This window comes from Tunturiibacter empetritectus (assembly GCF_013410875.1).
GTDB classification, from domain to species: Bacteria; Acidobacteriota; Terriglobia; order Terriglobales; family Acidobacteriaceae; genus Edaphobacter; species Edaphobacter empetritectus.
Genome location: NZ_JACCCU010000001.1, coordinates 2,731,569 through 2,749,042 on the forward strand (window position 1 = coordinate 2,731,569; position 17,474 = coordinate 2,749,042).

11 protein-coding genes and 1 pseudogene are annotated in these 17,474 nt (G+C 55.8%); 8 read left to right on the top strand and 4 right to left on the bottom strand.

Going from position 1 to position 17,474, the window contains the following annotated elements; genetic code table 11:
• Positions 1–46 precede the first annotated feature (46 nt).
• From HDF08_RS11340 to HDF08_RS11375, 8 genes and pseudogenes are all read left to right on the top strand, one after another.
• Entirely contained in the window at positions 47–2,122 is a 2,076-nt protein-coding gene (locus HDF08_RS11340; RefSeq protein ID WP_179638564.1) for a beta-galactosidase, read from the top strand.
• 211 nt (positions 2,123–2,333) lie between these two features.
• A complete protein-coding gene (locus tag HDF08_RS11345) occupies positions 2,334–2,771 on the top strand; it encodes a response regulator (RefSeq protein WP_218884648.1) in 438 nt (145 codons plus the stop codon).
• A gap of 315 nt (positions 2,772–3,086) precedes the next feature.
• Positions 3,087–3,662, top strand: a pseudogene (locus tag HDF08_RS22155) (cytochrome b/b6 domain-containing protein); the annotation flags it as partial.
• Between the two features lie 772 nt (positions 3,663–4,434).
• Positions 4,435–4,812 carry a molybdopterin-dependent oxidoreductase gene (locus HDF08_RS22160; RefSeq protein WP_353070427.1) on the top strand — a complete coding sequence of 126 codons (378 nt, stop codon included), beginning with the start codon at positions 4,435–4,437 and terminating at the stop codon, positions 4,810–4,812.
• 90 nt (positions 4,813–4,902) lie between these two features.
• The gene (locus HDF08_RS11360) at positions 4,903–5,640 is read left to right on the top strand and encodes a class I SAM-dependent methyltransferase (RefSeq protein ID WP_353069201.1); all 738 of its coding nucleotides are present in this window, start codon (positions 4,903–4,905) and stop codon (positions 5,638–5,640) included.
• A gap of 27 nt (positions 5,641–5,667) precedes the next feature.
• On the top strand, positions 5,668–6,396 hold the full coding sequence (locus HDF08_RS11365) for a TIGR04282 family arsenosugar biosynthesis glycosyltransferase (protein ID WP_218884551.1): 729 nt from the start codon (positions 5,668–5,670) through the stop codon (positions 6,394–6,396).
• Positions 6,393–7,820, top strand: a complete 1,428-nt coding sequence (locus tag HDF08_RS11370; RefSeq protein ID WP_179638567.1) for an MptA/MptB family glycosyltransferase — start codon at positions 6,393–6,395, stop codon at positions 7,818–7,820. Before HDF08_RS11365 ends, HDF08_RS11370 begins: the two co-directional genes overlap by 4 nt.
• Positions 7,813–8,511: a glycosyltransferase family 2 protein gene (locus tag HDF08_RS11375; protein ID WP_179638568.1), complete on the top strand. Its 699-nt coding sequence runs from the start codon at positions 7,813–7,815 to the stop codon at positions 8,509–8,511. Before HDF08_RS11370 ends, HDF08_RS11375 begins: the two co-directional genes overlap by 8 nt.
• On the opposite strand, the gene HDF08_RS11380 is transcribed toward HDF08_RS11375, so the two are convergent.
• From HDF08_RS11380 to HDF08_RS11395, 4 genes are all read right to left on the bottom strand, one after another.
• Positions 8,508–9,635 (bottom strand): NAD-dependent epimerase/dehydratase family protein, encoded by a 1,128-nt coding sequence (locus tag HDF08_RS11380; protein ID WP_179638569.1) that lies wholly within the window; start codon positions 9,633–9,635, stop codon positions 8,508–8,510. The two genes, HDF08_RS11375 and HDF08_RS11380, sit on opposite strands and share 4 nt — an antisense overlap.
• Before the next feature lie 420 nt (positions 9,636–10,055).
• Entirely contained in the window at positions 10,056–13,196 is a 3,141-nt protein-coding gene (locus HDF08_RS11385; RefSeq protein WP_353069204.1) for a TonB-dependent receptor, read from the bottom strand.
• A gap of 621 nt (positions 13,197–13,817) precedes the next feature.
• On the bottom strand, positions 13,818–14,045 hold the full coding sequence (locus tag HDF08_RS11390; protein ID WP_218884552.1) for a gamma-glutamyltransferase: 228 nt from the start codon (positions 14,043–14,045) through the stop codon (positions 13,818–13,820).
• 757 nt (positions 14,046–14,802) lie between these two features.
• Positions 14,803–16,851: a TonB-dependent receptor gene (locus HDF08_RS11395; protein ID WP_257030984.1), complete on the bottom strand. Its 2,049-nt coding sequence runs from the start codon at positions 16,849–16,851 to the stop codon at positions 14,803–14,805.
• Positions 16,852–17,474: the final 623 nt, after the last annotated feature.

The following is a 17,474-nucleotide window of genomic DNA, read 5'->3' on the forward strand; positions in this document are numbered from 1 at the left end:
CGCACCGGGCCGCGAACGTCGGTGAGGAGAACATGAAGGAGTTACGATGATTTTGCGGAACCGGATTGCACTGTCTGCGTTGGTCTCATTGGCATTAATCTTCCCTGCCCTTTCGCAGGCACCGTTGCCCTCAGATGCGCGCCGCTCCGCATTGGGCCTTGGCGCGGCGTGGTATCCCGAGCAGTGGCCGGAGAGTCGTTGGGATGCAGATCTCACGCTGATGGAACAGGCGCACATAAATTTTGTGCGTGTGGGTGAGTTTGCATGGAGCACTATCGAGCCTCACGAAGGTGATTTTCATCTGGAGTGGTTGAAGCATGCGGTACGTGCAGCAGAGCGGCATCACATTGCGGTTGTCATAGGCACGCCATCCGCCGCACCGCCAGCATGGCTCACGCAGAAATATCCAGAGACTCTCCGCACCATGGAGAACGGTCGGAAAGACGGGCACGGAAGCCGCCAGCAGTTTGACTGGAGCGATCCAAAGTATCGCGAGCTCAGCCGGAGAGTCGCGGAGAAGATGTCCGAGGCCTTCGGTCACGATGCGAATGTGGTCGGCTGGCAGATTGACAACGAATACGCCAACGAAAGCTTCGGACCTTCAACCCAGACGCAATTTCAGAACTGGCTTCACGCGAAGTACGGCACGCTTGAGAATCTAAATAATCGGTGGACCACCGCCTACTGGAGTGAGACGTATCAGGATTGGAACCAGATCCCGATTGCCAATCACGGGGGCAACCCGGGTCTGATGCTGAACTGGAAAGAGTTTGTCTCCGACACTTGGCGGAGTTATCAGAAGAACCAATTAGATGCGATCCGTGCTCATGCTGAGCCTCGGCAGATGATCACCACGAATATGATGGGATGGTTCGACGCTTACGATCACTACACGGTAGCGCAGGACCTCGACTTTGCCTCGTGGGACGATTATGTGGGCACTGGGCATCTCGACCCAGTGCGCAACGGGGCGACTCACGATCTGACCCGCGGATTCTTGCACAAGAACTTCTGGGTGATGGAGACGCAGCCTGGATCTGTGAACTGGCAAACGGACAACAATGCGCTCGACAAGGGCGAGGTTCGAGCCATGGCGTGGAATGCGATAGGGCATGGCTCGGAAGCTGTGGAGTACTGGCAATGGCGAAGTGCCCTGAATGGACAGGAGCAGTATCACGGCACGCTGGTTGGAGCAGATGGGACCCCTGTTCCGCTATATAACGAGGTAAAACAAATTGGGGCAGAGTTTGAGAAAGCTGCTCCATCGTTGGCGGAAACAACCATACAGTCTCAGGTTGCTGTGCTGCAAGACTACTCGAGTCGTTGGGCTATCAACTGGCAGAGACACAACAAAGCCTTCGACCCTATCGATGCACTGTTGAGCTATTACGCTCCACTACATCAGTTGGCCCGTTCAGTTGATGTGATTAGCGATACCGCACCTATTGCGCAGTACAAACTGGTTGTCGCTCCAGCGCTCAACGTTTTGACCCCGGAGGCCACCAAAAATTTACAGGCTTACGTCCTCGCGGGTGGCAATTTGGTGCTCGGACAGCGAAGCGCTATGAAGAACGAAGACAATAGTCTCTTTTCAGAACGGCAACCCGGGCCACTAGCCGCGATGTTGGGAGCAAGAGTCGAACAATTCTATGCGTTGGATCAAGCCATCCCTGTGAGTGGCGTGTGGGGCGACGCGCAGAATAATATCTGGGCCGAACAATTAAGCGTAACGGAACAGACGACCCAGGTTTTGATGCGCTACGGCGCAAGCAATGGCTGGCTGGACGGGCAGCCTGCAGCCGTGACGAGGAAAGTTGGACGGGGAACGGTCACATACATAGGTGCGGCGCTCAATGAGCCTGCGATGAAACACGCGGCAGAGTGGATGCTCAAGCAGAGCGGAGTCGCGACGGTATTGCCTGAGATCCCAACAGATGTGGATGTGACGATAAGGTCAAACACAAAGACCAGGATTCTCATCCTGACGAACTACGGGTCTGAGATGCACCTCATCCAGCTGCCTCATGCAATGCAGGATGTGCTCAAGGGTGGCGATACAACCAGCGTTTCCCTTCCCCGATTTGGTGTCGCAGTGCTTAAGGAGTTGGCCGGTACTGAGTAGGAGGATCGCTTTGTCTCGTGCAGCGAAAATGGAACGATACTGCACGCTCATCTTAGTGTTGGGCCTCAGTTCAATGCTGGCAGCCCAAAGTTTCGTGCCTTCACGTGACCTCTTGGTGCGCTTCGATGTATCAGCACACGTTTTCGTCAAACTGATTTGATGATAACCGGCGCCTTCGACTTGAGCGTGCCTAACCTTGCCAGCTTTCTGTTTGCCGCGCGGGTACGCGCGTTCTCAAGGCGGCACAATAAGACCAGTCAACGGCAACTCGCGCTTTTTAATCTCCAACGCCGACGAAACGTGTTGTCTTGTCGTTGATGATGAATTTGTGATAGCCCAGACCCCTAGCAATCACCTTGAATCAATTAGGCTTCGAGGCAAGCACATTCGATCACCTGAAATGGCAATCGCCGCAAGAGCCGCGCGACTTCCTGCCCTCCTCATCACCGACGTGATGATGCCCGGCATGACCGGGGTTGAATTAGCAATCTATTTTCGACAGGCTCACCCTGAATGCAAAAGCTTGCTTCTCTCGGGACAGGCCGCAACCGTCGATTTGCTTGAAGATGCTGGGGCTCAGGGATATGACTTCGACTTGCTGCCGAAACCAGTACATCCTGCGGATCTACTGGCGAAGCTGCGATACTGACTTTGTTCGCAGCACCGTTGGCGAGCGAGGCCGGGGAAACACTTCACTGCTCCGTGTTAAAGTGACCTGCGTATTCCGGACTGCGCATTTTCCATCAATCCGCAAGAACACGAATACACCTGAACCCTCAGAGTACATCCTGCCTTAGCCGATCATGCCACGCATAAACGAATGGGTCCGTAGCGATGATTTTCTTGTAACCTTTTGAAGCCTAGCCGCTCTAATCGAGACTGTCGTTCGTGTTTTTTAGATAATGGCGATCATTTAAACAAGTTGCGCGTAGAGATGACAAAGACACGGGAGCTGTCGGCCCCAATGCGGATTGACCGAAAGCATCCGCTCGCCATTCGGTGGATGCATTGGATTAACTTTCCCGTGCTCTTCCTGATGATCTGGAGCGGACTGCTGATTTATTGGAACGACACGGACAATGCCTACCAGCATCCGCATGAGATATATCGCATTGGAATCGGAAAATTCACATTATTCCACCTGTTTCCGAATTGGTTTTGGAAGGCGATGAACGCACCGTATCACGTCACCCAGGGACTGGGACATCACTTCTTTTTTATGTGGATCTTTGCCGCAAATGGCATTGCCTATGGGTCGTTTCTGGCGATCTCAGGCGAGTGGCACTTTCTAGTTCCGGAGCGGACGAGCCTGCAGGAGGCGATTCAGGTGACACTAGTGGACTTGCACTTGCGAAAAGGGCTACCACCGCAGACAAAATACAACGGGGCCCAGCGCATCGCTTATTCAGGCGTGATCGTCATGGGATTTGGGATGCTGGTGAGTGGACTGGCGATCTACAAGCCGACGCAGCTTCACTGGATGACGACGATCCTCGGCGGCTACGAGATGGCGCGCTGGGAGCACTTCTGGATCACAATGGGTTTCCTTGCCGCTTCAAGCGAGGACGAGCCCTCCGCGGTTCCCGTCGAGCCAGAAGAAGCTCCTTCATCGCCAGCGGTCGAAGGTGCTCCGACGCCTTCTGCGAAAGACGAGAATCCGTCTGTGTCGCCGAAACCCGAGTTCGTCGAAGCCGCTGAGGATAGCCTGGAGGAGTCCGTTGCTGCGCATCTGGCTGAGCAGAACGCCGCCGTTCTAGCTGACTCGCGCAAGCACACGCGCCGCTCGTTTGCCGTCGCGGCTGTTGCAGCCATTGCAGGCTACAATCTGTACGACTGGATTACCGATCGCTCTCGGCTGGAGATGCAGCCCTCTCCGTTTCGACGAGCGTTCAATGCCAACGCGTCACTGTCACGGACGATTTTCGATGATCGGGCATTAGCTCCGACGTATTCACTCCGCAAGGCCGAGAATTTGCGGGTTAACGGGGTCTATGGTCTGAAAATGGAGTTGGTTCCGGAGAACTATCGCCTGCAGCTTGTCGGTCGCGATGATGCAGACCATCCGCGATTCAGCCGCGATGTAACTGCCTGGGAGTACAAGTACGTCGCCGCCGCATCGCATGAGGATCAAGGCCACGATAACAAGACGCCACCGCCCGGTACGGCAAAAAAGATGGCCCCAGCGGAGATGGTTGATCAAGAAGTGAAGCGCGAGAGCCGAAGCGGTCACATGCCGCGGGGTCGAAAGGAGGCTGGGCAGAGCCATTCGACGCTCGCGCCGGGCACGCCAGGCCTGCTTCTCACGCTGCAGGATGTCCTGCGCCTCCCCAGGCACGAACTGGTCACGCAATTCAAATGCATCGAAGGTTGGAGCCAGATCGTCTATTGGGCGGGGCGTACAGATGGTGGACTTTCTGGACGCGTACCCTCCCGCGCTCATCGATGGTCAGGAGCCGAGGTACGTCTACATGGAGACGTCCGGCGGCGACTACTACACCGGATACGATATGCAAGTATGTCGTCATCCCCAGACATTACTTGTCACGGAGCTGATGGGCGCTCCACTCACCCAATTTCATGGAGCGCCCCTGAGGCTCCACATGCCGACGAAGTACGGCTACAAGCAGATCAAACGCATAGGTCTGATCAGCTATACGAATATGAACCGGATGACTACTGGACCAAACTAGGGTATGACTGGTATGCGGGGCTGTAATATTGGCTGGGGGCGATGGGACTGACGCACAATGAAACCAATTGACTGTAGTCCACCCTGCTCAGTGATTCGAGACCATAGTGACAATCTGTTTGAGCAGTGCGCGTGGTTCTATGCGATCTGTCGCGAGTACCTGTTTCGCGATCATACCGCGGAGATTACTGAGGCTCTCTTTCCCGAAGATGGCCCATTGAGTGGAACCTATGTCCTTGAGGTCGGCTGTGGTCCGGGGTTTTATTCGCGGCGGTTGGCGCAACGCTATCCCACCATTCGCACGATGGGCATCGATATGTCGGCACGTCTGCTGGAGTGGGCGAAGGTGCGTGCCTCCAATCTGCGTCTACAGAACTGCAGCTTCCGCGAAGGCGACGCTCAGGCGCTACCGGAACTAAACGCTCCGGTAGATGCAGTGATCTGCTCGCGACTCCTGCTGATCGTCCCAGACAGAGAGGCGGTGCTGGCTGAAGTCTTTCGCATTTTGAGACCCGGTGGCCGATGTTTTTTCGCGGAACCAACATCCGCATTTAAGACGCGCATTCCCCTGCTGGGGATGCATCTTGCGGCAAACATCATCAGTCGCTCCGGACGATGGAGCGGCAAGCCGCATAAAGCGGAAGTGCTCTGCCACAAAGCCTTCTGCGACCTGATCCACACACAACCTTGGAAGTCGGTAAGCATCCAGAGCACCACTGGATATCAGTATGCCGTCTGTCAAAAGCCGTATGCAGAGGAAGATCTAACCTTAGAGGGAGTGTGTGAGAGGGTGGAGGAGCACACGTTGAAGAACTGGAGTGTTGCCTGAGTGCTGTATCCGATCCTGAACCCTACAATGAAAGATGCCACTTTGGCTTCGGTCTGCGCGTTGGCCGTAATGGCGAAGGCTCCGAGGCCGGGCAAGGTAAAGACTCGGCTGGCACCGCCTCTGACATTGGAGCAGTCGGCTGCCATCAATACCTGTTTTTTGAAGGACACAACGGCGAACATCGCAGCATTACAGCCTAAGGGACACAGTGCCGGAGTTATCTCGTATACGCCCATCGGGGATGAGGCTCTCTTCGATGGTTTGCTGCCGCCGGAGTTCTCGCTGATTCCACAGCGTGGCGACAGCTTTGGCGAGCGGCTGTTGGCATCGGCGGAGGACCTGCTTGCCTGCGGATTCGGAGCGGTGTGCCTGATCGACTCGGACTCGCCGACAGTGCCGGCGGCAGCATTCTCGCAGGCGGTCGAGGCGTTGTTACAGTCGGGCGATCGTATCGTGCTGGGCCCATCGAACGACGGAGGCTACTATCTGATCGGCCTGAAGCAGCCGCATCCACGGCCCTTCACGAACATTACGTGGAGTACCTCAGTCGTGTACGAAGAAACCGTTGCGGCGGTCTGCGCTGCAGGCATCGAGCTTGTCGAATTACCCATGTGGTACGACGTCGACGATGGCGCAACGCTTGAGATCCTTCGCGCGGAACTGCTTGATGGAACAAGACCGTCGTTCGCAACGTTGAAGGGATACGCGGCAGAGCACAGCAGAAAGTTTTTGCTGGACCTGGAGACGCAGCCATGAGCCAGGAAAGAATACAACTACGCCACGCGGGGGTAAGGGCATGGCTGACGAACATCGTGTTGAGCGTGCTTGGATTCATCCTGCTCGACCTGACACGTCAGCTCATCAAGGAGTTCCATCACTTTACTATTGGCTTTTCCGGCGTTAGCGGCTGGTCTGTTTTGGTCTATCTCGCGGCCATGGCCCTCATTCTGACACAGCCGGTCAACCGCTATACCTTTGCGATCATTCTGACCATAGCGATCGCGTGTCGTCTGGTAACACTGCTGCCGGAACCCTTCATGTCTTCGGATATCTATCGCTACGCGTGGGATGGAGTAGTGCAACATGCACACATCTCGCCGTATCGCTATGTGCCGGGTGATCCTGCGCTTACTGCTCTGCGTGCTCCGAATCAGGACCTCTTCGATCACATCAACCGGCGCGACTACGCGCACACGATTTATCCTCCGGTCTCGCAGTTTCTGTTCTTCCTCATCACCTTTCTCAATCCCACCGTCACGTTTATGAAGCTGGCGATGATCCTGATGGAGGGGCTGACCATGTACTCCTTGGTCCACCTGCTTACAGGCATGGGCTTCGCGCGGGAGAGAGTCTTGCTCTACGCCTGGTGCCCGCTGCTCATCTGGGAGATCGGCAGCTCCGGGCACCTGGACTCCGCCGCGATGGCGTTCATCGCTCTCGCTCTGTTGGCGCGCTATCGCGGAAGGCCACTTGCTACAGGGGTTTTTCTCGGTGCGGCCATCTTCATCAAGTTCTATCCTCTGATACTCTTTCCCGCGCTCTTCCGCCGTGGTGATTACAAAATGCCCGCGATTCTGGCGGCACTCGGCGCGTTCTCCTATGCCTGCTACGCTACCGTAGGCATGCGCGTCTTCGGATTTCTCGGCGGCTACATTCAAGAAGAAGGCATGCGCTCCGGCGCACGCTATTTCTTGCTGGAGCTGACGCAGCATATTCCGGGATTGCACGTTTTGCCCGTACCAGCGTATATGGTGTTCGTAGCCTGTGTCTTCGCTGCAATTCTGGTGTGGTGCTGGAAGACGGCGAGCAGCCTCGCTCCCGGCGAGGTGCGCGGTTCACTTTGGACCGAAGCCCTCAACCTTCCTGCTACCGCAAACTTTCTTCCCCCCGCGATGGTGCTGGCCTTTGCCATGATGCTGCTCTTCTCGCCGCACTATCCATGGTACGTCGCATGGCTGGTGCCGTTCTTCACCCTGATGCCGAGCCTTCCGCTGTTGGCATACACCAGCGGCCTGTTCTATCTCTGCGCGACGCAGTTGGGCGCGGGTACGGCGGAGTCCGAATTCTTGCTGAACCGCATCCTCTACACCGGCGTGCTCGTTGCGCTGGGAATAGATGTCGTATGGCGACAATGGACGATGCGCCACAGCGTCGCGCAGAGGCGCTCGCCTCATGAGTAAGTCGCAGATATCCGTCATCATCCCCACCCTGAACGAGTGCGAGTCCATCGGCCACGTCGTCGCCTCGATGCCATGGGATCGTATCGCGGAGTGCATCGTTGTGGATAACGGCTCGACTGACGGCACCGGAGAGGTTGCCGCTGCCGCAGGCGCGCGTGTAGTTCAGGCTTCTCGCGGATATGGCTCAGCGTGCAAGGCTGGATCGGAGGCGGCGTTGGCGAGCAGCGTCATCCTTGTCTACCTCGACGGCGATGGCAGCGACACCATTGAAGACCTGCCGCGACTAATCGAACCCATCGAGCGCGATGAGGCCGATTTCGTGATCGGCTCCCGCATTCGCGGACACGTCGAGCCAGGCTCGATGCTCGGCAGTCAGATCTTTGCAGCGCACCTCGTCGGCTTTCTTGTGCGCATGCTGCAGGGCGTCCATTACACCGACATGGGAGCCTTCCGCGCGATTCGTCGCACCAGCTTCGAGCGGCTGCAGATGTCGGAGATGACCTACGGATGGAACCTGGAGATGCAGATCAAGGCGGCGCAGCACAAGCTGCGCATTCTCGAGCTGCCTGTGAACTATCGGCGCAGAATCGGCGGCGTCAGTAAGGTCTCCGGCGATCTGCGCACCTCCTTCAAGGCAGGCGTCCGCATCCTCGTCGTCGCCTTCCGGGTTGGCATGTCGCGCAAATCTTAGACAGCAATGCTCTGGACGATACCCTTCTCGCGCAATCCTGTCTCAGCCTTTGAAAAGTAGTCCTCTACCGCACCCTGTGTCTTGATCCACGCGACATACTTCGCGATGCCTTGTTCGAGCGTAGTCTGCGGCTCATAGCCAATGCTGCGGATACGGCTGATGTCGGAGATCAACGAGCGAATCTCACCGGGACGGAACTCGCCGCGTGCCAGCGGTGCGAGAGGAATACTGAGCTGTTCGGCGATGATACCCGCAAGGTCGCGTACGCTGGTGGCATGTCCACTGCCGACGTTGACCGGCTGACCGTCCAGCTTGTCGGTCGTCGCCACCAGAAGATTGGCACGGGCAATATCTTCAACGAAGCAGAGGTCGCGCGTCTGTCCGCCGTCCTCATACAGAATCGGCGGCTGGTTGTTCAGCAGCCGAGTGCAGAAGATCGCGATGACGCCGGTATACGGATTGAACAGCGACTGGCGCGGCCCATAAGTGCAGGAGTAGCGTAACGCCACCGTGGGGATGCCGGTCTGCTTGCCCCATAAAAGCACAAGCCGCTCCTGATCCACCTTGGTCAGCGCGTAGACTGTCTCGCCGCCGCCCGGCGTCCCCTCCGGCGTAGGGATCGAGATCGTATGTCTGCCGCAAATTGGACAGTGCACGCTGAAGTCGCCTGCGCGTAACTGCTCCGCGGGGCGAAGCAGCGGAACAACATGACCGTGCTCCACGCACAGCGCCGCACCCTCGCTGTAGACGGCCTGCGAGCTAGCGACGACAACCTTCTGGATCGGCAGCTTATGATCGCGAATGATCTCCAGCATCTGTGCCGTGCCGAAGCTGTTGACGAGCACATACTTCGCCATCTCAGGCATGTAGCCGCCATAGGCCGCTTCGTGAAAGACGACGTCGATGTCGAGTAGTGCTTCGTGCATGGTCTTATAGTCCTGCACGTCGCCTTGGCGGAACTCCGCCGCGAGGTTCATCCACATCGGCCTTCCGTTCTTGTGCGTCTGCGGTTCGAGGTTGTCGAGTATACGAACGCTCCAGCCCTCACGAATGAGGAGATCGACGACGTGAGAACCGATCAGGCCAGCGCCGCCTGTGACCAATGCGCGTTTTGGATGTGACATTACCTCTATCTTAACCTAGCGATCTTTCCTTTGCTGGATCCTTCGATTGCAAATATATCGATGTTGAAGGCGCTATTCTGAAGGAACTGCGCCATCCGTGCTGCCTGCTCATCAAACCCATAGAAGGGTCAACTGGCGTCGCAACCGTTGGCTCGGAACAAACACACACGAATTCCGAAGACCTACAGAGGGATGCGTCACAATGGCATTCGTAATTGCCCTATTTACCCACCAACTGATGAGGTGTTCCGTCTCGAGCCAGCTGCTTTGACATAACTTAAGGGCATGAAAGTCCGACATCAGGCGTTCCGCCCGGCGCTAGAAGCGATAGGCTTTCAAAGTGAAAAACAGGTTGAGAACGCATGTTAAACAAAGGGGTGCCCCGCTGAGAGCAACTCAGCGAAGCGCCGTCCAGTCTATTTAGAACACAAACTTACCGCTAATTTGAAGCTGACGGGAAGAGCCGCCATCGCTGGTGGCGAAGCGGGTCGAGGAGATCTGGCCGAAGGTCGAAGACTGCGTGTTACCAGACGGTTGACCGAAGTTGGGATGGTTGAGAATGTCGAAGGCATCCACACGCAGTCTAAAGTTAAACCCTTCAAATAGCTTCGTGTCCTTCTCTCCGGAAAGATCGACGTCCGCAAATCCAGGTCCAGTCACTGCGTTCCGCTGAATATTGCCGATGCCGGTGTAGACGATGGCTGCAGTCGGAGTCGCCTGCGTTCCCTGAATCTGCAGACTGCATCCGTCCGGAACGGCCAAAGTCGGTTCAATGGCGCAAACATTCGAGTGCGGAATGAAGGTTACATTGGCAATCGCAGTCTGCGATTTATGCGTTGTGATTGAACCAACCTTGTTGGGGCGTACAGCACCCGTAAGGCCGTTGTAGTTTGAGCTGCTTGAGAGTATGTTGATGGGGTTTCCCGTCTGGTATTGAACGATCGTCGAAAGCTGATAACCCGAGACCAGGCGGTTGCCCTTGAAGGGCAGGTTATAGATCGCGGTTCCGGCGAAATGATTGCGCGTGTCGAAATCCGACAGCCCGTAGTTGCCGCTGAGATGGTTGCTGTCCTGCGGAGCACCACCTGCCGCAGTAAGGCCTCCCTGTGACCCGAGCGAGTTGAGATCCATCGACTTCGTCCACTCGTAGTTCACATTAAACTCAAGTCCGCGTCTCATGGTCTTACTGAGCGTCGCCCACATCCCGTTGTAATTCGAGATGCCGATGCTGTTTACCTCCGGAATGTTCGAAGCAATGGAGACGTTGGCATCGATGGGGCTATTGGGTGAGAGCTTCTGATACAGATGCGGGGATCCAACTGGCCCGGATGCCTGGTTCTCGTTGGTTGTAATGCGCAGATGGCGTCCAACCGATCCGTAGTACCCGATCGAGGCAACCATGCCGGCGGCAAGCGCCTGCTGCACGTTCAGATTAAAGCTTTCGATGTACCCGTTCCTGAGGTTAGGGTTGACCGAACTGATCCCGATGGCCGAAGCCTTCGCCGATGCATACAGCGTCGAGACAGGAATGGGAGCTCCGTTATAAGAGACTGCCGTGCTGAAGGGGGGATTGGTGTACAGTCCGCCCACTACGTTCGAAACCGGTTGGTCGACCAGGTACGCATAGCCTCCACGCACCACGGTCCTCCCGGTGCCGAAGACATCGGCCGCAAATCCCAGCCGGGGCTCGATGTTGTAGTTCTGCGAGTAGGCGCCGTTGGCAGAAATTCCATTGGTGCCCACCTGCGTCAGCGTTGGCCCCCCATTTCCATTCGGATTAAAGAGCACAAATCTGTTCGCACCCTCGACCGGCGTACCATTCCACTCGAAGCGCAAGCCATACTCCAGTGTCAGCTTCGGTGTGAGCTTGAAGTTGTCCTGTACAAACCCTCCGACTGCGGTGTCGTAGACCCGGCTGGTGACGGTATTCGGTTGAATACTAAAGACCGTGGCGTTGTCCATCTCGAAGTTGTTGGCTGTGCTCACATAGGTAAGCGTCCCGATGTTCCCGGCAAAGCTGGCACTCAGATAGCGGCGATACTCACCACCGAATTTGATGCTATGCCTACCGCGCAGCAATGTCGCCGTATCCGAAAGAATACCAAGCGTGTCGTTGCGTCCTTGCGGGAATCCCGCGGGCCCACCAAAGACCAGACCAATATCGGAGAGCGTGATCTGCGGCAGACCAACATTGCCCTGAAGGCCATCGCCAAGGCCTACATCATTCGGATTAGTAAGATTGGCCGGGTTGAAGGCGATGGAGATGCGGTTGAAGCCGAGACGCACTTCATTCACGAAGTTCGGGTTGAAGACATGCGTCTCGTTGAAGGTGAGTATCTGCCGATGCGCGTTGCGGTGATCGCCCCATCCTGGAATCGTATCCCCCTGCAACGCAGGCTCCGTACGAACGTCTTTCTGAAAGGCATAGAAACCATGCGCCGAATCCGAGGTGCTGAACTGGTGCATGATGTCGACGGTGAACTGATCAATGTTGACCGGGCCAGGCGTGAACGCGACATAATTACTTCCGCTGTTCGGGAGCGGAAGCAGCGCCGCCAGCTTTGCAGCAGCGGGAAACTGTGCCGCGTTCGCCGCGATCTGCGCCTGCTGAGCGGCCGTAAGCACCGTGCTGTTCTGCAGAATGCCCTGTTTCTGCCTCAGGCCTTCATAGCTGCCGAAGAAGAAGGTGTGTTCTCTCCAGATGGGACCGCCCACCGATCCGCCGAAGTTGTTGCGCTTGAGCGGCGCCTTCTCGCCCGGTAGGCCAGGAATTGGTAATCCGGTTGCAGGGCTGAAATTGCGGTTGAAGTAGTTGCGCGCGTCGAGCGCGTCGTTGCGGAAGTAGTCAAACGCCTCGCCATGAAACTGGTTTGTGCCGGAGCGCGTGGCAACGTTCACAATCGAGCCCGAGCTGCGGCCATACTCTGCGCTGAACGTCGAGTTATCGATCTTGAACTCGGAGGTGGTGCTGATCGACGGTTGAAAGGTGATCTGGTTCTGGCTGATATCGTTCAGGTTCACGCCGTTGATCTGGAAGTTTACCGAGTCTTCGCGATTGCCTGCTGAGTCAAAGGAGTTGGCACCCAGGCCGCGGCTCGCGGACGTCAGACTTCCGGCTGTCGGAGCAACCACGCCGCCGGGCGTCAGCACCGTCAGATCCAGAAAGTGCCGCCCGTTCAGTGGAATCTGCTGCACCGTTGTCCTGTCGATGACCTGCCCGACCGTCATGGTCTGTGTCTCGATCTGCGGTGCGCCGCTGTCCACCTGCACCGTCTCGCCGGCCGATATTAGAGCAAGCTGCGCATTCACCGCAACCGTCTGATTCACTTCCAGCGTCAACTTCTTTACGGTATATAGGCTGAAGCCCGCACCAGAAATCTGTATTTCATATTCGCCTGGTTGCAACGACGGAACGCCATAAACTCCCGCCCCATCGGTAACGACCTCGCGATCAAGGCCCGTGGCAAGCGAATGCACTCTAACGTGCGCGCCTGGAACCACCGCACCGCTTGGGTCTATCACGGTGCCCGACAGATTCGCCGTCGACTGTGCAAGGCACACGCCAACGCTCTGTAACAACAGAACAAAACCTAAGAATCCGCTTGAGAACAATTTAGAAATTTTCACTTCAGGCCTCCTGCAAATCAAGTTGCACCTACGACTTCTATGTGGAAGAACTGCGGCCCGAAAAAGGACTTCGAACGTACGTATTGCAATTAGATCTGATGGGCCCAAATAACGCCGGTGGACCGGTCTTGTCGGCCTCGATTTACTATCTGAAGCGGACCGCGACCCGTTCCACAATAAACTTTTTTGTGATGATATCTAAAATTTCACCTATTTCCAGCGATGTCAATATGCCGAGTCATTACTAGCGGATTTATTTTTCGCCAATCTATCGACAAATTAATGAGTGCAAACGGTTATTGGAATCAACTAGTTCTGTCAGTTTTTTGAGCTTATTTCGCCATTCACGATGCGAGCATCGACTCAACGCTAACGGCAAGCAAAGAGGAAGCCGTAGCGGAGCGTGTCAAGAAGATCGGATAAAAACAAAGTACAAGGGCGCTCAAAAGCTGCCGAAGACATCACTCCAGTTAGACGACGATTCCCCAAAACAGTAACGATCATCCAAAATGGGCCGCGCGTATTAAGTCAGGCAAGGATGGATCTCAGGCCACGTTAGTAGGCGAGGACGCGGCCGTTTGCGCGCATCTCTAAGGCTAATGAGACGACCTTGGCGAGCTTTGGATCCCAGATCATTGTGTAGCAGTCGCCACCGATGCCGGAGCTTGTCGGCTCGAGGAAGCCAAGGCAGGCGTTGGCGGCGATTGCGGAGCCGCCTCGCTTCAGAGTTTCGATTGCAGTCAAGGTCGCGATGGGGTGGCTGTGCCGGCGGCTCCAGAGCATCCCATAGCGGCGGAACGGCTGGCGAAGCTGGCACCTGAGACCCGGTCGCCGGCATGCACGTCTGGTCGCACAAAGCGTTCGGCGCTTGAGGGCTGGAAGTTCGGCAGGGATGTGTCCGATGAGCCTGATTTCGGGTCGCCACTCTGGCGATGGCGACGGATGGCTGAAGCTACGCGATGGCAAGCGGGAGTGCGGCGATGAATGAGCGACGGCGCAATGTTGTTCTCCTGGTCGAATGTTCGCAGACAAAAAAATGAGGTGCGATCAAAGCCGTACGTTTAGAGTTTCACTCCGATATATCAAGGCGTTCTTGCCTTGCTTCTCTACCCAAGCGGACTGTCTCCGCCCGAGCAATGAGTTTCGTAGTAGTGTCGCAAGTTTAGAGGGGTTCCGCAGCGCGAAGACGATTTACTGCTTCTCCTCAGCTAATGAGGAGCCTGGGCCAGCATTGTCTCTTCAGGACATCCCGGGAGTCGTCAGTTTTCCATAGAGCCAAGAGTTTGTCGTGCTGGTCTGTGTTTCCGCTCACGGTCATGTTGGCCGACGCCTTAAGAGCCTGCCCTGTTGGACTATCGACGAAGGAGATGCTGTCGTTGCAGCCGAGCCTCTGCTCAGGTCGCCGAGGCTTCGGGGAGTAGGACGGTGGCGTATTTGGCAACGGCGCTTTCTTATGCCTACAACCAACTAACTCCTACCGTAACGCAAGTCTCAAATTCGGTACTTCTCCGACTTCTTGTAGGACGGGCGGCCGATATCGCTAGAAAAACGAATTCAGGCGCAATGCCCAGCTGCGTCCAGGCGCGATTGCGTTCCCGGAGAAAAGACCTCCAAAATCGATAATATTCAAGCGATTATTCAGATTGTCGCCGTCGAGCTGTAAGCGAGAGTTAAACTTGTCGCCCTGGTATAGATCAATACCAAGGGATGCGGTGACTGCCAGCGTTGGGAGAATTCGCCCCCGCTCGAAGTTCAATCGATCTACGATCTGGAGACCGTACTCATCGACTGCCTGTTGATACGTGCCCTGGTACTCGAAAGGCAAGCCCGAGCCGTACGAAGCGCCTGCCGCCAACCACAGTCGCGGCATCAGCTGATACTGAAAGCGGGTGCGCGCCGTGTTTCGCTGGTCTTGCGAGTCGGGAAAATGTCCACTCAACTGCGACAATGCGTTATCCGCGTCATCGCCAAGAAACAGGCCGCCGGTCACGGGGAGCCAGACACGGCCGACCATATAGGAGTAGCTGATGAACCCAGTAAGCGGACCCATCCTGACGACCTGCAACTTACCTTCGGCACCATAAATGACCGCGTGATCGAAGGCTATCGGATAGCTGACGCCGGTGTTGAGGAGTTGGTCGTCGTCTGCATAGTTACTCACGTCGCGTCGATAGACGTTCACATCCAGCCGTATCCGGTCGCCAAAGGCTTTAGTTCCACCTCCCTCGTAGTAGTTACCCCTCGACGGCTTTACTGGTAGACGAAGGAAGTCGCTGCTGAGCGCATCAATCTGAGTTGAGCTCGAAATCAGGATATTTTCAAAGGAAGGAGTCTGAAAGACTCGGTCGTACGAGGCATGCAGCACCATCTTCCAAGACGGAACATAGTAGCCGACCGAAACTCTTGGGCTAATTCCAATTTCATTCAGAATGAGTTGATAGTGGTCCCAACGGAGCCCGGCGCTTACCGTCCAACTCCCCAAACGGATGAGGTCCTCGACGAACGTAGACTGTTCTAAGTCGGGACGGCTGGCGGCGAAATTCAGCGCCGGGGGAGTATCGGGATCGAACTGTGTTGGATCAGTAATGGAGTAGTTGAACTTCTCATGCAGGAAGCTGTTATCTGACTCGACCCCGGCTTTGAGCTCCTGATTGTGATAGTGCCTGGAGTAGGTTCCCTTGAAGTAGCCTTCCTTGAAGTAGTTTTTCTGGAAAGCGATGATAGGTGTCGAGAAGACGTCGGAGTAGAGGTCATTGGCATTCTTGCGAACAAATCCCTCCAGCGTTCCCAGGCTGTCAGACGAAAATATGTGCTGATAAGTCACCGACCCTATGGTTTCAAAGTTGTCGCCGGTCTGGAGCTGACCCGCCGCTTGCTGCAACTGTTCATTGGGAATTTCGAATCGCGAAAACTCGTGTCGGGCGACCACGATCAGTCGGTCTTTTTCATTGAAATCCCGTTCATACCTCAGGGAAAAGTCGCCGACAGTCCCACGGTTGGTGAAGTTCTCCGGCACCACGGGGTTGAGATAGTGCGCTGACATACCGCCCGACGCGGTTGCCGAAAACGTATTTTTGCCCGACGTCTCCTGCACTCTTGCATAGGAGCCTAACGTGTCATATGTCCCGCCTGTCAGGATCCACTGCCCGTGCAGGCCTGCGTCGGGGTTGCGCTTGGTGTTGAGCTCTATCACACCGCCCATCTTCCTACCGTACTCCGCAGGGAAGCCGGCGGTATAGATGCTCATTGATTCCAGATCGTCAGCCTCAATCTCCGGTCCGAAGCTGGGCGAACGATTGTCGGTAAGCGGAAGCCCATCGACCACGAACTGGGTCTGGTATTCAGAACCCCTCGGATGCAATACCGCATTGCCCTCGTAGAGCCAGCCAGGTTGCGAGACCACGAGGTCTTGTATCGATCTGCCGGGTAGAGACTGGACGCGGTCCTGAATCTGTCTCGAGCCTATCTGCATGATGGAGGAGGGTCGGTCCGGATCGATGAGCGTCTCCTCGGTATTCACAGCTACGACCGTGTTCACCGGGGCAACCTGGAGTTGAACCACCGATTCGATGGGGATGGATGACCCCATTTGCAGAGTGCTGGAGACTGACGAAAAACCCTGTTTCTCGGCGGTGATCGAGTAAACCCCATATGGAAGCCGACGGATAACAGCGTTTCCCTTTTCATCGGTTATAAGGACGGTTCTATATTGGTTCCCCTGACTTATTACGGTCACGGATGCTTCGAGTCCTGCTCCAGTGGAATCGGTCGCTTTTAGAAGTAACTCTCCCGTATTCGCCTGACCCATTGCGGAACAGACGCAAAGTAGCAGGCATCTTGTGACCCCGAAAGGTAGGCGTAAATTCAAATCCTTCACCGTTTGTTAGACGTTTTAGGCCTGCGGGATTGGGTGTGGAGCAGTTTACATCCCATCCTTCGGGGAAGGAGCCGAGGATGGGCACACTTATGTTTTCGTGCTGACATCTCCAATCGCAGGTCATCAAGGGAAAATTCGACAGCTTAGATGTCATGAACAACATTGTTGATTGAATGAACGGACTTTGTCTGCGTGGCCAAGGGCTGCGAGTAGGTTGGTGTTTCAACTATCCCCATTAAAAGAAGTTGCGATTGGCGCTCGTACGACGCGGCAAAGTAACCAGCTTTCATTACTACTGTGCATACACGTGTTCGGCTCAGATGCATTACATTTTG

Bases quoted from the DNA above. Each gene is read 5' to 3' on its own strand.
- HDF08_RS11340 (WP_179638564.1), top strand. From the start codon at position 47: ATGATTTTGCGGAACCGGATTGCACTGTCTGCGTTGGTCTCATTGGCA.
- HDF08_RS22160 (WP_353070427.1), top strand. From the start codon at position 4,435: ATGTCCTGCGCCTCCCCAGGCACGAACTGGTCACGCAATTCAAATGCA.
- HDF08_RS11365 (WP_218884551.1), top strand. From the start codon at position 5,668: ATGAAAGATGCCACTTTGGCTTCGGTCTGCGCGTTGGCCGTAATGGCG.
- HDF08_RS11370 (WP_179638567.1), top strand. From the start codon at position 6,393: ATGAGCCAGGAAAGAATACAACTACGCCACGCGGGGGTAAGGGCATGG.
- HDF08_RS11375 (WP_179638568.1), top strand. From the start codon at position 7,813: ATGAGTAAGTCGCAGATATCCGTCATCATCCCCACCCTGAACGAGTGC.
- HDF08_RS11380 (WP_179638569.1), bottom strand. From the start codon at position 9,635: ATGTCACATCCAAAACGCGCATTGGTCACAGGCGGCGCTGGCCTGATC.
- HDF08_RS11390 (WP_218884552.1), bottom strand. From the start codon at position 14,045: ATGCTCTGGAGCCGCCGGCACAGCCACCCCATCGCGACCTTGACTGCA.
- HDF08_RS11395 (WP_257030984.1), bottom strand. From the start codon at position 16,851: ATGGGGTCATCCATCCCCATCGAATCGGTGGTTCAACTCCAGGTTGCC.